General features: G+C 65.9%; 15 protein-coding genes. 5 read left to right on the top strand and 10 right to left on the bottom strand.

Going from position 1 to position 13,282, the window contains the following annotated elements; genetic code table 11:
• Positions 1-177: 177 nt before the first annotated feature.
• The 4 genes from motA to HF203_RS09715 all read left to right on the top strand — a co-directional run bounded on the left by motA (position 178) and on the right by HF203_RS09715 (position 3,903).
• Positions 178-1,038: a flagellar motor stator protein MotA gene (gene motA / locus HF203_RS09730; protein ID WP_168669116.1), complete on the top strand. Its 861-nt coding sequence runs from the start codon at positions 178-180 to the stop codon at positions 1,036-1,038.
• Positions 1,039-1,044: 6 nt separating this feature from the next.
• Positions 1,045-1,908 carry a flagellar motor protein MotB gene (motB, locus tag HF203_RS09725; RefSeq protein ID WP_168669114.1) on the top strand — a complete coding sequence of 288 codons (864 nt, stop codon included), beginning with the start codon at positions 1,045-1,047 and terminating at the stop codon, positions 1,906-1,908.
• A gap of 178 nt (positions 1,909-2,086) precedes the next feature.
• Complete coding sequence (locus tag HF203_RS09720; RefSeq protein ID WP_168669112.1) at positions 2,087-3,178, top strand: hypothetical protein; 1,092 nt, start codon at positions 2,087-2,089, stop codon at positions 3,176-3,178.
• Positions 3,175-3,903 carry an OmpA/MotB family protein gene (locus HF203_RS09715; RefSeq protein WP_168669110.1) on the top strand — a complete coding sequence of 243 codons (729 nt, stop codon included), beginning with the start codon at positions 3,175-3,177 and terminating at the stop codon, positions 3,901-3,903. The genes HF203_RS09720 and HF203_RS09715 overlap by 4 nt, the downstream gene beginning before the upstream one ends.
• Positions 3,904-3,909: 6 nt before the next feature.
• On the opposite strand, the gene HF203_RS09710 is transcribed toward HF203_RS09715, so the two are convergent.
• The 5 genes from HF203_RS09710 to HF203_RS09690 all read right to left on the bottom strand — a co-directional run bounded on the left by HF203_RS09710 (position 3,910) and on the right by HF203_RS09690 (position 7,964).
• The gene (locus HF203_RS09710; protein ID WP_168669200.1) at positions 3,910-4,767 is read right to left on the bottom strand and encodes an HDOD domain-containing protein; all 858 of its coding nucleotides are present in this window, start codon (positions 4,765-4,767) and stop codon (positions 3,910-3,912) included.
• 114 nt (positions 4,768-4,881) lie between these two features.
• Positions 4,882-6,093: an HDOD domain-containing protein gene (locus HF203_RS09705; protein ID WP_168669108.1), complete on the bottom strand. Its 1,212-nt coding sequence runs from the start codon at positions 6,091-6,093 to the stop codon at positions 4,882-4,884.
• A 110-nt stretch (positions 6,094-6,203) separates the two neighbouring features.
• On the bottom strand, positions 6,204-7,139 hold the full coding sequence (locus HF203_RS09700) for a hypothetical protein (RefSeq protein WP_168669106.1): 936 nt from the start codon (positions 7,137-7,139) through the stop codon (positions 6,204-6,206).
• A gap of 182 nt (positions 7,140-7,321) precedes the next feature.
• A complete protein-coding gene (locus HF203_RS09695; protein ID WP_168669104.1) occupies positions 7,322-7,612 on the bottom strand; it encodes a PilZ domain-containing protein in 291 nt (96 codons plus the stop codon).
• A gap of 70 nt (positions 7,613-7,682) precedes the next feature.
• Complete coding sequence (locus tag HF203_RS09690) at positions 7,683-7,964, bottom strand: hypothetical protein (protein ID WP_168669102.1); 282 nt, start codon at positions 7,962-7,964, stop codon at positions 7,683-7,685.
• Positions 7,965-8,394: 430 nt separating this feature from the next.
• On the opposite strand from HF203_RS09690, the gene HF203_RS09685 reads away from it, so the two are divergent.
• The gene (locus HF203_RS09685; protein ID WP_168669100.1) at positions 8,395-8,625 is read left to right on the top strand and encodes a putative motility protein; all 231 of its coding nucleotides are present in this window, start codon (positions 8,395-8,397) and stop codon (positions 8,623-8,625) included.
• Positions 8,626-8,722: 97 nt separating this feature from the next.
• On the opposite strand, the gene HF203_RS09680 is transcribed toward HF203_RS09685, so the two are convergent.
• The 5 genes from HF203_RS09680 to HF203_RS09660 all read right to left on the bottom strand — a co-directional run bounded on the left by HF203_RS09680 (position 8,723) and on the right by HF203_RS09660 (position 13,134).
• Positions 8,723-9,397: a putative metalloprotease CJM1_0395 family protein gene (locus HF203_RS09680; protein ID WP_168669098.1), complete on the bottom strand. Its 675-nt coding sequence runs from the start codon at positions 9,395-9,397 to the stop codon at positions 8,723-8,725.
• Between the two features lie 118 nt (positions 9,398-9,515).
• Entirely contained in the window at positions 9,516-9,998 is a 483-nt protein-coding gene (locus HF203_RS09675) for a retropepsin-like aspartic protease family protein (RefSeq protein ID WP_168669096.1), read from the bottom strand.
• The gene (locus HF203_RS09670) at positions 9,995-11,737 is read right to left on the bottom strand and encodes an AAA family ATPase (protein ID WP_168669094.1); all 1,743 of its coding nucleotides are present in this window, start codon (positions 11,735-11,737) and stop codon (positions 9,995-9,997) included. Before HF203_RS09670 ends, HF203_RS09675 begins: the two co-directional genes overlap by 4 nt.
• 68 nt (positions 11,738-11,805) lie before the next feature.
• Positions 11,806-12,099: a PilZ domain-containing protein gene (locus HF203_RS09665; protein ID WP_281349814.1), complete on the bottom strand. Its 294-nt coding sequence runs from the start codon at positions 12,097-12,099 to the stop codon at positions 11,806-11,808.
• Between the two features lie 111 nt (positions 12,100-12,210).
• The gene (locus tag HF203_RS09660; protein ID WP_168669090.1) at positions 12,211-13,134 is read right to left on the bottom strand and encodes a chemotaxis protein CheV; all 924 of its coding nucleotides are present in this window, start codon (positions 13,132-13,134) and stop codon (positions 12,211-12,213) included.
• Positions 13,135-13,282: the final 148 nt, after the last annotated feature.

The raw sequence follows: 13,282 nt of genomic DNA, 5'->3' as shown, positions 1-13,282 counted from the left end.
AGTCCTGCTTCATCGTGGCATCAGCCCCCCGCTCGCCCCCTGCCGCAAGGCGCATTGCGCCCGCCACCCAGGGCTCGAATTATTCGCCCGCACCCAGTCCGGCGACAACCCCAGCGGCCCAGTCGCACCACTGCGGCAGCCGCCTCACACCGCAGCCGACGAGACAGGGGGGGGGCGATGAAGCTACTACTCGGCGCACTGATCACCCTCGCTGCCGTACTCGGTGGCTTTGCTGCTCACGGCGGCAACCTGCTGGCGATCTGGCAGCCCTATGAGATCGTGATCATCTGTGGCGCGGCACTCGGCGCCTTCATCATCGCCAACCCACGCACGACCATCGTCGAGACCCTAACCGCCCTGCCACAGCTTCTGCGCGGGCCGCGTTATACCCGGGCCGACTATCTCGACCTGCTGGCGCTGATGTTCAAACTCTTCGGCAAGATCCGCAAGGACGGCCTGATGGGGGTCGAGGCCGATATCGAGGAGCCGCGCCACAGCCCCCTGTTTCGCGCCCATCCTCGACTCCTCCAGCACCCTCACGCGCTCGAGTTCATCTCCGACTACATGCGCCTGGTGGTCAGCGGCGGCATGAACCCCTTCGAACTCGATGCGTTGATGGAGGTCGATCTCAGCGCCCATCACGAATCACGCACCGCGGCGGCACACGCGGTGCAGCGTAGCGCCGATGCCCTGCCCGCCTTCGGCATCGTCGCAGCGGTCCTCGGCATCGTGAAGACCATGAGCGCTCTCGGCGGGGCGCTCGAAGAGATCGGCGCACTAGTCGCCGCAGCCCTCGTCGGGACCTTTCTCGGGGTCTTGATCGCCTATGGGTTCATCGGCCCGATCGCTACCGCGATGGAGCACCGCGCCGAGGAAGAGCTGCAGTTTCTCACCTGCATCAAGGCCTGCATTCTCGCTAACGTCCAGGGCTACAGCCCCCAGATCGCCGTCGAGTTCGGACGCAAGTCGATGCACGACAGCCTGCGCCCGAGCTTCGCCGAACTCGAACGCCATCTCCGTGGCGGACGCGCGAGGTAGGCGAGGATGTCGCTCGAGTCCAAGAGACAACCGATCATCGTCCGCAAGGTGATCCGCAAGGGGGGACATCACGGTGGCGCCTGGAAGATCGCCTATGCCGACTTCGCCACCGCGATGATGGCCTTCTTCCTGCTCCTGTGGATCCTCAATGCCACCGACGACCCACAACGCGCAGCGATCGCCAGCTACTTCCAGGACCCGACCCTGTTCGAGCCCGGCAGCCCGGTGCTCACCGTCCCGGCCGGTGAGGGAACCGGCAACGCCCCGTCGATCATCGACTTCGGCGGCGGTTTCGCGATCCAACCCGAGGGCATGACCCCGGCCCAACTCCAGGCCCTGGCCCGCCAGCTCGACGCCGCACGGCTCGAGGCCCTGCGCCTCAGCCTGCAGGAGGCGATCGACGACAGCGCCGCTCTCGCCCCCTATCAAGAGCAGTTGCTGGTCGACGTAGTCCCCGAGGGATTGCGCATCCAGATCATCGATCGCGAGAACCGACCGATGTTCGACCTCGGCAGCGCACGCTTGCTCCCGCACGCCGCCGCCATCCTCGGCGAGATCGGCGCCATGATCGAGACGGTACCCAACCCCACCGCCATCACCGGCCACACCGATGCCCGTCCCTATACCAGCCCCGACTACACCAACTGGGAGCTGTCGAGCGATCGTGCCAACGCCGCGCGGCGAGCGTTGATCGACGGCGGCATGGCCGAGTCGCAGGTCGGACGCATCGTCGGCCTGGGCTCAAGCGCCCCGCTCGAGCCCGACGACCCCAAGGCCCCGGTCAACCGTCGTATCAGTATCGTGGTGATGAGCCTGGATGCAGCCGAAGCCGCCTTCGAGAACGAGACCCTCGAGATCGGCACCGAGTAAGCAGCGGCGTCGTCATCGCGACACCCGGTCGCGTTACCCCCACCAAAACGCCACCTTCTTGACGCTCTGCCCCGCCCCCAGGCCTGACCCGACCCAGTGCGAATGGCGCATTTCGTGCTTCACAGTCTCCAGACCCTGGCCCAATGGCCCGAACCCGCTAACCGACGGACACCCAACCATGCTCGAATCGATCGCACTCGGCGTACTCTCCGCCCTTCACCAGCTCAACGCGATGGCGGTGATCGGTGCCTTCACCCTGCTGCTGCTCGCCCTCTTCGGTGCGGCGCTGGCGGCGATCGGCCGGGGGCGGGGCGAGGAATTCTATCGTGGCGCACCCACGCTGCTGACCACCCTGGGGATCCTCGGGACCTTTCTCGGCATCGCCATCGGATTGCTGGAGTTCGATGTGCGCGACATCGAGTACAGCATCCCGGTGCTGCTCGACGGGCTCAAGCTCGCCTTCGTCACCAGTATCATCGGCATCCTCTTCGGCGCCATCCTGCGCCTGGTCCTCTTGCTCGGGACCGACAACGCGGAGACGACCCAACCGACCGAGACCGGCGCCAATGCCGGGCAGGCACAGCTGGCGGCGCTCGAGCGACTGATCGCACTCGGCGAGCACCAGACCGAGGGCGCGCGCGCTCAACTCGCCGCCACCCGCGCCCTCGAGCAGCGGCTGGAACGGCTCGACACCGACCTGATCCAGACCCTCGAGTCCCACCACGCTCAGCTGCTCGGCCAGCTCGATGACTTCGCCCGCCGGCTCGGCGAGATGGGCTCACGCCAGCTCATCGAGGCCCTCGAGGGCGCGATCCGCGACTTCAATGACAAGCTCGGGGTGCAGTTCGGCGAGAACTTCCGCCGACTCGACGACTCGGTGGGCAAGCTGCTGCAATGGCAGGAGCAGTATCGCCAGCACATGCAGGTGCTCGGCGATCAGCTCGACCACGCCGTCGGCGCCGTCGGCCAGTCACAGACCGCGCTCGAGGCCCTCACCCACCAGGCAATGCAGATCTCGCGTCATGTCGAGGACCAGGAGACGACCATGGCCGGGTTGAGGCGCGAGACCATGGAACTCGAGGCGCTACTCAGCGGTATCGCCGAGTTGCGTGACCGCGCCAAGGAGGCCTTCCCGGCAATGGACTCGCGACTCAAGGCGATGCTCGAGAACATCGAGAACGCGGTGCTCTCGGCGCTCGAGGCACAACGGCGCATCGCCCAGGCCACGCCCACGCGCGGTGCGGCCCTGACCGCGGAGGCAAGGGCATGAGTACGGTGTCGCAACGACTCCCGGGGCGGCGCCGGCAGCACGAGGGAGACAGCCACTGGCTGGTGGTCTCCGACCTGATGGCCTCGCTGATGATGATCTTCCTCTTCCTCGCTCTCCTACACATGGTGCAGATCGAGCGTGCCCACGAGGTCGAGACCGAGGTACGCACCACCGCCGCGGAACTGCGCCAGGCGATCTATCTCGCACTCGAAGACGAGTTCATCGACGACCTGCCGCGCTGGCATGCCGAACTCGAACGCGACACCCTGACACTGCGCTTTCGCGAACCAGACGTGCTCTTTGACCTTAACTCGGCACGGATCAAGCCGGAATTTGAGGCCATCCTCAGCGATTTCCTACCACGCTATGTCGCGCGGCTGCGCCCCTTCAGCGCGGTGATCCGCGAGATCCGCATCGAGGGCCACACCTCCAGCGAGTGGGCGCCGGGCAGCAGCCCGCTGGAGGCCTATTTCGCCAACATGGAACTCAGTCAGGAGCGCACCCGCGCGGTGCTGCGCTTCGCCTACGGGCTCGAGGCGCTGCGTCACGAGCAGTGGTTCAGGTATCGGGTGGCCGCGGTGGGACTGTCCTCGTCACGGCTGGTGCTCGACGCCACCGGACACGAGGACCCGATCGCCTCGCGTCGGGTCGAGTTCAGTGTGCTGACCAACTTCGAGGACCGGCTGCTGGCCCCGACCGGGCTCGATGTCGCCGCGAGCCCCTGAGTCGGATCAGCTGCCGGGATCGCGCAATGCCTCGACCGCGCTGACCTGGTACTGGGCCTCGTCGATCACCGCCAACAAACGCTCCGGGGTGATGCCAAGCCGCTCCCAGACTGCGACGACGACCGGCGGGGCATCATTCCAATCGCGCGAGTCGAGTTCAGCGAGATGCGCGCCGGTATTGGCGATATGGACGATGGCAACCGCCTCGAAGTGCTCGGCGGGCGCCTCCAGGGGGGCGTGATGATAGCGCAGACAGGCGCACAGCGACTCGGGTAGCCCCCAGCACTCGGCCAGGGCGCCACCGAGTTCGGCATGGTCGAAGCCGAGTTCGGCCTGCTCAGCGGCCTGTGGCGAGGTTTCGTTAGGGGCGTCGAGACTGCTGAGGAAGGCACGATGGGCCTCCTCTGGCACCTCGGAAAACAGCACTAGCTGGCCGAGGTCATGGAGCAACCCACCGAGGAACACGGTACCGGCCAGGGCCCGTGAACGATCCTCCGCCAGCAGCCGCGCGATCACCGCACAGTAGGCAGAGTGGTGCCAGAAGACCTCTAGCGGCAACAGGTTCTGCACCGGCAGCCGATCCGATGCCTGGGTCACCGCCCCGGCGATCACCAGCCGCCGCACGTGTTCGCGCCCGAGCAACGCCAAGGCGCGCTCGACCGAATCGACCGTGCGCGCCGGGGCGAACGCCGGGCTGTTGGCCAGCCGCAGCAGGATCGCCACCAGCCCCGGGTCCTGCTCCAGCCGAGCAGCGATCTCGCGCTGCGGGCTGTCGGCATCGTCGAGCAGCTTCATCACCTCGCCCACCACCCGGGGGATGGCCAGCAGCCGCCCTGTGTTCTTTACCAGGCTATCGATGGTCATCGCGGACACGCGCCAATCCTCCAGTGTCGCCCCGAGTGCCGGATCACAGAGACGGCCTCGGGATCGCAAACGCAGCCGGACAGCAAGCCGGGACAAGCGCGCCTGCGGAATGGATCAGACATCGAACATCATCTTCAGCGACTCCAGCGTCTCCGTGCTCGAGGCCAGTTCGCCGATGGGCTCGCCGGGCGCGGGTGGGGTCACCCCCAAGGTGGCGAAGGCGGGCACCTGAGTCGCCTCCGGGTGTGGCCTGCCCTCGCTCTGCAATGCCGCCCAGCGGGCGACGATAGCGATGCTCGCATAATCGGGCTCGGGCGCGGTGTAAGACCAATCGTGCGAGTGCTCGGCCACCGCCACCAGATCCTCACCCAGCCCCCAATAGTTGATCACCAACACCCCGGTGATGCCACTGAGTTTGTCGACCAGGGAGACGATGAGTTCAGGGCTGGGGTCGGGATCACGGACCTCGACGAACTGGATGATGGGCACCGCCCCGATACCGGCAACCAGCCCTGCGAGCAGCGCGCGTTCGCGATGCAACAACCCGAGCGTCTCGGCCAGCAGATAACTGTAAGCCGAGCACAGCACCCCATCGGCCCAGACCTGCTGCATCGCCTCGCGGGTCACCGTGTGACGGGCCTTGAACGCCTGACGCAACGCCAGGTTGGTGGTGAGCATGCGAGTGTTGCGGAACCCCAGCCGCAGTACCGCATCACGCACCGACTGGATCTGCTTGGTCGCCCGAAACAGCGGGCTGTTGGTGGCGTGCAACAGGGCACCGGCGATGGTGCCATCGCTCTGGATGACCTCGGTCAACTCGACGATGCCGGAGTCGGGGTCGTTGGTAAGATCCTGGATCTTGAGTGCAACCTCGGGCCGGGCCGGTAGCTCAAGTTGGTTGTTGGAGATCAGACCATAGAGTTCGGCAAGGAACTCCCCCTCGGTGGCATCGAGTTCGATGTCGCTGACCTCGAGACCGGCCTCGAGCGCCGCCTCCAGGGCCGCCGAAGGGATCTTCAGGAGCAGGCAGGGGCTCTCGGTCACGATCATGGCCTCACCCCGGGTCACCCCGTCGAAGACCTCGATCGGATCGCTCAGACCGCGAAAACTCTGGAAACGCTCACCGCCCCCAGCGGCCAGGCGCACCAAATGCCCATCGACCAGAAACAGCCGCTGCCCCCCGGAATCGGTCAGTCGGATACGTTGCTTGGCCTGGACCTCACCAAAGCCACACTGCGCGGCAAGATCCTTGCGCGCGGCCTCGGGAAGATCCTTGGTGATGTCCATCTCGGCAAGCAACGAGAGGACCTCGAGCGTCTGGGACATGAAGTGCAACCTGCAGTCGACAAGGCGGTGATCGCACATAGTCTAGCAGTATCGCACCCGCGTCTAGCATCCCTGCGCGTCAACGGTGTCGCATGCCGACAGCGGTATCCTCAGGCCTTGGCCTGATAACCCAGCAGCACGTCGGCGAGTTCACCCCGCGAGCCGTCCTCACGGACGAATTCACCGGTCTGGGCGACGACATCATAGGCGTTGAGTGCCTTGCGCGTATGCTGATAGCCGGTCTCCAGCGACTGTACGGCGGCATCGGCCAGGGTGCGCTGCACCTGGCTCCCGTCGGCACCGATCTGCAGCAGGCGCAGGGAACTGAACACCGCGTCATTGGCATCGATGCGACCGTCGCCGTTGTCATCGTAGCGCGCCAGCTCGGCAAAGCCATGGGCGGCACCGTTTTGATCGCCGAACAGCTCGCGACCGTCATCGATGCGCCCGTTACCGTTGCGATCGAGCGCCAGCGCCCAGGTCCCGCCAGTGGCGAAGCTGACCTGTTCGGCCTGACCATCGGCGTCGAGGTCGAAGCTCACCCCTGCCTCGATCCCGGTGGTCTGGATGCCCTCACCCGAGAGATCAAGTACCAAGGGGTCGCGTACCATGACACCTCCGGTGGCGTCGACCTGCAGGCTCATGCTGAACCCCTGCCATTGAGCAAAATCGAGTCGAGGTAGGGGGTCGATATGCAGCGCACTACTGCTCTGCCAAGAGAGTTCGAGTTCGGTCAGACGGCGCTGGATCTGCTCCTGGGCCAGTCTGACCTGGGCATTCATCACCCGCCCCTTGCCGTGCATCGCCCGCGCATCGATCGCTCTGGGAGGATCGTCGGCTGGGGCGTGGTCAACAGTGGTGAGATCGAACGACTTACGCAGGATCTGCAGATCGTGGTCGGCATTGACCTGGGTGGCAACCTGAGCGGCCAAATCGGCCGGTGGGGTGGAGATCCCCAGCGGGGCCGTTGTGGAGGCGGCCAGCGGCCGGGCTGGTCGCATCGGAAAGGGCTCGGTTGCGAACAGGGTGGTGCGAGTGGCAAGCATGACATCGACTCCCGATGCGCGCGCGAACGAGACGGATCCATGGGGGATCGCGCGCTGATCGGCGTGCGGACCCCAGTCCGAGCACGCCCCGCTCGAGTCCGTCTGTCACAACAGCGAGAACGGACCGCAGATGTCGTCCCAGAGACAACAACGGCTGCCAAGGTGAGATCTTTAGGGGAATCTCAGTCGGCACCCTCATCCTGTCCGCTAAACGAGAGCGCCACCCCATCGGCGAGGTGGCGCACGACCTGCGCCTCGACCAGGGGGGGCGTCTCGCCACTCCCCAGAGTCCCGGCGACCTGCAACTGCACCCAGGTGCCGACCGGAGGACGATCGACGTCATCGATCAGGATCATCACGCCACCACCGCTGAGGTCGTTGGTCCACACCCGGCGCACCGGGTGCCCAGGTCGGAAAAGATCGACCTCGACCTGCATCGGCAAGCGCGGATGACGCCGCCTATCTGAACCCATCCTTACCCCCTTGCCCCGAGCGCCTCAGGCACTCGTCAGCGACGCTCGGGGACCAGGGCTCACCGAACGATCAGCCGTCGAGCGCAGGCCGTAACAGATCCGCGAGTCGCCAGAAATCGATCCCACGCAGGAACCCGGCCCGGATCTCCGGGCGCAACTGCAAGGGACGTCCACCGCCATCACACTCGAGCACCCACTCCTGCGGTAAATGATCGAGCGTGTGCGCCTCAGCGAGAGCACCCTCCAGGGTACGACACAACCGAACCTCTCCACTGCGCATATCACGAAAGGCGGGACGAAAACCGCTCATCAACGACTGCGGCAGTGGCGGCATCGCAGCGGATGTCGCCATGACAGGATGAGCACAGAGAGGGCCTTGCTCGAGCATCTTCGACTCCAGGATGGTGGTCGTCGGGACCTGATACAGCGCCCATACAGAAACGTCTGCATCACCTTCCCCATCGATAACGACCGACATCCCTCGAACTTGAGTCTACAACCTCCCGCCCTCACCCGATAAGCTGAGCCACGGCCCCCTGCCTCGGCTAGACTGTGCGCTATCCGACTTCAAGGATAGACGCCTTGGTCTACAGTTTAAGTAGACCGCAATGATCGTCGAGGCTCGCCTCCGAGTCATACAGAGGATGTCGCGGAATGGCCGTGGAAGAGCCGGGGATCCGGCGACGGTCGCTTGCGGTGACGGACAGGCGCAGACGCAACGGACCGCCCGGTTGCCCAAACCGACATCGCCAACCAAACACAACAGAACACGGGACTCGATCATGGACATCTCATCGATGGCAGGCGTCGCCACCGTGACCAACACGATGGCAGGCAGCAAGAGTGCAAACGATGCGGGAGCAGCGTCGCTCAACCAGGCGCTCGATACCCAGGGGCAACAGGCTGCCGGGCAGGTCGACAACACCCTGACACCACAACAGGCACCTCAGGAACCCTCCAGCACCCGCGGGCTCCCGGAGAACGTCGGACGCAACATCAACGTTACCGCATGACCTCCCGACACCGCGCACCTCGAGAGGTGCGGGGCCCTTCCCCAACACGGCATCTCACCATCGTCACCGCACCCGCAGTGACGATGGTGTTGCACATTCAGGCGAACTGATTGAGCCGCTCACCGCTCACCGCCGGCGCGAACAACCCGGCGATCCGGCGCTCGAGCCGCGCCTGTGCAGTCGGTGCCGCCGCACCGGTGTCGACCTCCTGCCCTTGCTGACGTGCCCGCGACGCCGTCTGCTCTCCATCGAGCTGGCGCAGCTGCTGATCGGCCTGCTCGAGTGCGCGCAACTCGCGCTGGGCCTCGATCTGCATCGCCCGCGCCTGTGCCGCCACCCGCAGGTCCTGTCCTGAGGGCTCGGCGGGCGCCAGGGCAGCACGCTGCAAGGCCTCGGCCTTCTCGAGCGTGGCCGCTGGGTCACGCTCCTCGGAGGTATCGATCTGTACCTCGCCACCGATTGCGTACTGGCGTCCATCAGGCCCCGTCTGGTAGTCGTAGCTAGGGCCACTGGTGACATAGCGTCCGCCTGCTGCGACATGCGCCTGCTCGTGCGCGCGGACCTCGCGATCACGCTGGCGCAGCTGCTCGATCAGACGCAGCTCATCAGGGGTATGGGGCTGTTCTGAGGACTGGGCATGTGCCTCGGTCTGGGTCTCTCGCCCGGCAGAGGATGCCGTTCCTTCCTGGTGCGCGGCGTCGGCACCAGCGGATTCGGTGCCAGGCGATTGATACGGACGAAGCGACATACCGAGCCCGGCATGGATCTCCATAGGCGCTCACCGGACATCGACTGATTCTCAGTCTAGCTGCTGAGCGACGAAACCGTATCGATTCGGCCCGACACTGCGACCCAGGTCGCTCGGCGTATAGCAACGCATCGGCGCACCGTCATCGACGCCGCGCCTGATACAGCACCACCGCTCCGGCGTCGCGACAGCGCGCGAGCCCACGCAGAAAGCTCTGTCCGAGCAAGACCACCCCCGCATCCTCACCGGACACGACCACCGCGCGCACCCGTTCGCGCACGATGTCGCCGACCTGGACGCTATCGAGCACCAGGCTATGCGCCACCCGAATCCCGCTGGAATCCCGATAGCGCACCACCCCCCCGCGCTGAGCGCGCAGCCCGAGTCGGGCCGCTTCACGCTCTCCGAGCACCAGGGTGTCGACCGCGGGCGCCAGCTCGAAGGTCACCGCTGTGCGACCGATCCGCCCCCGCAACCGATGAGCGCCGCTGCTGTCGCGATAGAACCGCGCCTCCCCACCCGCTGCCCTCGCCATACCCGCCGAGCAGGGATCGAGTGCTGCCACGGACGCCACCGACAGCACAAACAACACTACACCCAGCGACCAGCAATACGCCTTGCTCATCGTAGTGACCCCTGCACCGAACCGACCGCACGAATCCAAGGCCGATCGGCACGTACCGCCTCCGGCAGGGCGCGGTAGACCTGCTCGGCCTCAGCGCGAGTGGAGAAGGCGCCGGCAAGCACCACCACGAAGTCACGGTCACGCGAGCGAATCGGCAAGAAACGCACGCCCTCAAGGCCGTTGCGGATTACGTAGTCGAGCGCGGCATCCAGGCTGCTGACAGCGATCAGCTGGATGGTGTAGCGGTTAGGGTTCTGCCCCACCAACCAGGCGCGATCGGCGTTCAGGTCCGGTCGCCGTGGTTGCGGCGGCTTAGGTGGCGGCTCCGAGTGCGTCTCGGATACCAACGGTGGTGGCGACTCCCTCGCCTCGGGGGCTGGCGGCGATTGCCGAGCAGCCGGTATCGGCTCGCGCGGTGGCGGCCGCGGCGCCGGAGCTCGGACCAGCGGCGGCTCGGGGCGACTCAGGTCGCCGGGTGCCTGGGTCAGCGAGGGACGCGGAGGAGGTGCCACCTCGGCCGAGTCGAGCAGCAGACGGGCACGATCACGTGGGCTCGAGGACGGCTGCGGGCGTGGATCCTGCCCCTGCAGCTGAAAGACCACCGGCAACAGGATTGCCAGCGCGGCACCTCCGGCGATCGCCGGCACGAACCAACGCCGGTTCCAGATCGGCGTCGACGGGGGCGGCGCGACGCGGCGCTTGGCCTTGCTTGAGCGCGGCAACGACGGCGTACGCCCGAAACGTCGCAGCCACTCGAACAGCCCCCGCCCCGACGAGCGCGCCGCGATCTCGCCGTCGCTGCTCGCCCTCGCTGCGGCCCCATCGCTCGCGGCACGACCTCCCGCAGTCTTGGTCGACGGGGGGCGATGCTCCTCGTCGAGACTCGCCGACAGCGCTCGGATGCGCTCTGCGATCAGCTCCTCAGGGGTCAGTTCAGCCGCCGCCGGGGCGCGGCTCGTCGTCTCCGCCCCGGCCTCGAGCGCACGGCCCTCGGCATCACGACAGCGTGCGCTCAACCATTCGCAGGCAAGCCGGTTGAGCGCCTTGGGACACCCCTGACTGCGGGCATGCAGTGACTCGATGTCATCATCACCCAACAACCCGAGGGGATTGACCAACCCGGCGGCCTCGAGCCGATGGCACAGATAGGCGCACACCTGCTCGCGGTTGAGCGGACGCAGGCCGAGACGGGTGATCCGTCCCGGATCATCGGCCTCGAGCTGCAGCGGCATGCGCGTCAGGGTCGGATCTCCGGCCAACACCAGGCGCGGCGCGTCACCGGTCTGTTCGAGCAAGGCATAGCGCAGCCGCAACAGGGCGTGAACCAGATCCAGTCCGAGGTGATGAGCATCGTCGATCGCAATACAGAGGTCGGCGCCAGTTCGTAGCAGCTGCGCGAGCAGCTGCTCGAGCGAGCGCAGCACGCGAGCGTCGGCACCGAGTTGGGCGCGAATGGTCGCCTCGAGCATCTCCAGAGAGGTCCCGGGGCGCGCCCTGAAGGCCATCAACTCGAAGCGCCCCGGCAGGATGCCGAGCAGGCGCATCAATTGCAGGGTACGCCCGCTCCCCGCCGGCCCACTCAGCACCAGCACCGCACCGGGGGCCTGCACCGCCTCGGCGGCCGACTCGAGCAGCTGATCGAGCAGTAGATCGGTGTAAAGGAAGGCCTCGCCGGCGCGCTCGTCGAAGGGGTCCTGGTTCAGCCGCAACCGGCTCAAGCAATCGGGGTCGAGCGCCATCGGTGATTGTCGTGGAAAGCGGTCCGAGCCGGGCCCGAAGGCACCGACCCAGACCTATAAGGGGCGGGTTAACTGGCGTCGGCAGTGAACTCGATACCGACGACATGATGGTCGCCGTTGCGATCGACACGCACCACACGGCCATTACAGACCAAGGGGGCAATCCGCTCGCTGGGGCTGCTGATGCCCACCTCGAGCTGATCACCCGGGGCGAAGGGGGCATCACAGACCAGCGCACACCCTGATGGGCTGAGATCGATCATCCGCACCGAGAGCATCTCGCTGTCGTTCAGACGCTTGACGTTGGCCTCGGTATCTGCGGTCAGTCTCAAGAATCTACGACGTTCGTCATCGACCAGCATAGCGCCTCCTCAATGGTTGAAAGGGACCCTCTCTCATGCAGGGGGCGAGCACCCGCGAGCACTCGGCCCCGACCCTTCGAGCCCAGCACACCCCTGGGCCCTGATCACACCTCAGGACACGGCGCCATGACCGAGCCGATCGAGCACCGCCTCGGCCAGGTCGTCCGGACTGTACTTCTGGATGAACTTGTTCGCCCCGGTGCGCTTCACCATGTCGACGTTGAACTCCCCGCTGATCGAGGAGTGCAGCAGGATATAGAGCTCCGCGAGGCGCGGATCCTTGCGGATCTCGGTGGTGAGCTGATAGCCGTCCATCTCCGGCATCTCGATGTCGGAGACGACCATGCTGAAATGCTCGGCGACATCGATACCCTCTTGTTGCATCTGGCGGATCAGGTCGATCGCATGCTTACCGTCGGTGAGCAGGGTGCACTCGATACCGAGCTGCTCGAGCGCGCGCTGGATCTGATGGCGCGCCACCGCCGAGTCGTCAACGACCAACACACGACGGTTCTCGGCGTGAATCCGCCGGCTCAGGTCCTGGGAGACGTCGGTACTGACATGGACCACCTGATCGAGCACCTTTTCGACATCGAGGATCTCGACCAACTGCTCCTGGATCAGGGTCACCGCAGTGACATAGACGTTCTTGCCCAGGTGCGAGGGCAACTGCTGGACCTGATCCCACTGGGTGTTGACGATACGCTCGACGCGTCGGATCAGGAAGCCGTGCACCGAGCGATTGTACTCGGTGATGATGATATAGCCCCGCTCCGGCTCGGCCATCGCCGGACCGCCGACTGCCTGCGACAGATCGATGATCGGCATGGTGATCCCGCGCAGCGTCGCCATCCCCTTGATCAGCGGATGGGCGCCAGCCGGTCGCGTTAGCGGCTGGTAAGGGATCACCTCCTTGACCTTGAAGACGTTGATCCCGAACAGCTGCTGGTGTTCGAGCTGGAACAACAGCAGCTCGAGCCGGGTGCCAGCGGCCTGATTGGACTCGAGGGTCGACCCGGTGTTGTGCTTCGACATGAGTAAATTCAACCGCTTCAGACACTAGAGGTATCGGGCGATGCTACACGGCGCTCGCGCACGCTTTCAAGATTGCGCGGCCAGCGGCCAGCGGCCAGCGGCCAGCGGCCAGCGGCCAGCGGCCAGCGGCCAGCGGCCAGCGGCCAGC

Origin of the sequence: Marichromatium bheemlicum (assembly GCF_012276755.1) — a bacterium.
Classification (GTDB): Bacteria; Pseudomonadota; Gammaproteobacteria; order Chromatiales; family Chromatiaceae; genus Marichromatium; species Marichromatium bheemlicum.
The sequence above is the reverse complement of the archived record's forward strand: the minus strand, read 5'-3'. Positions and strand labels throughout refer to the sequence as shown.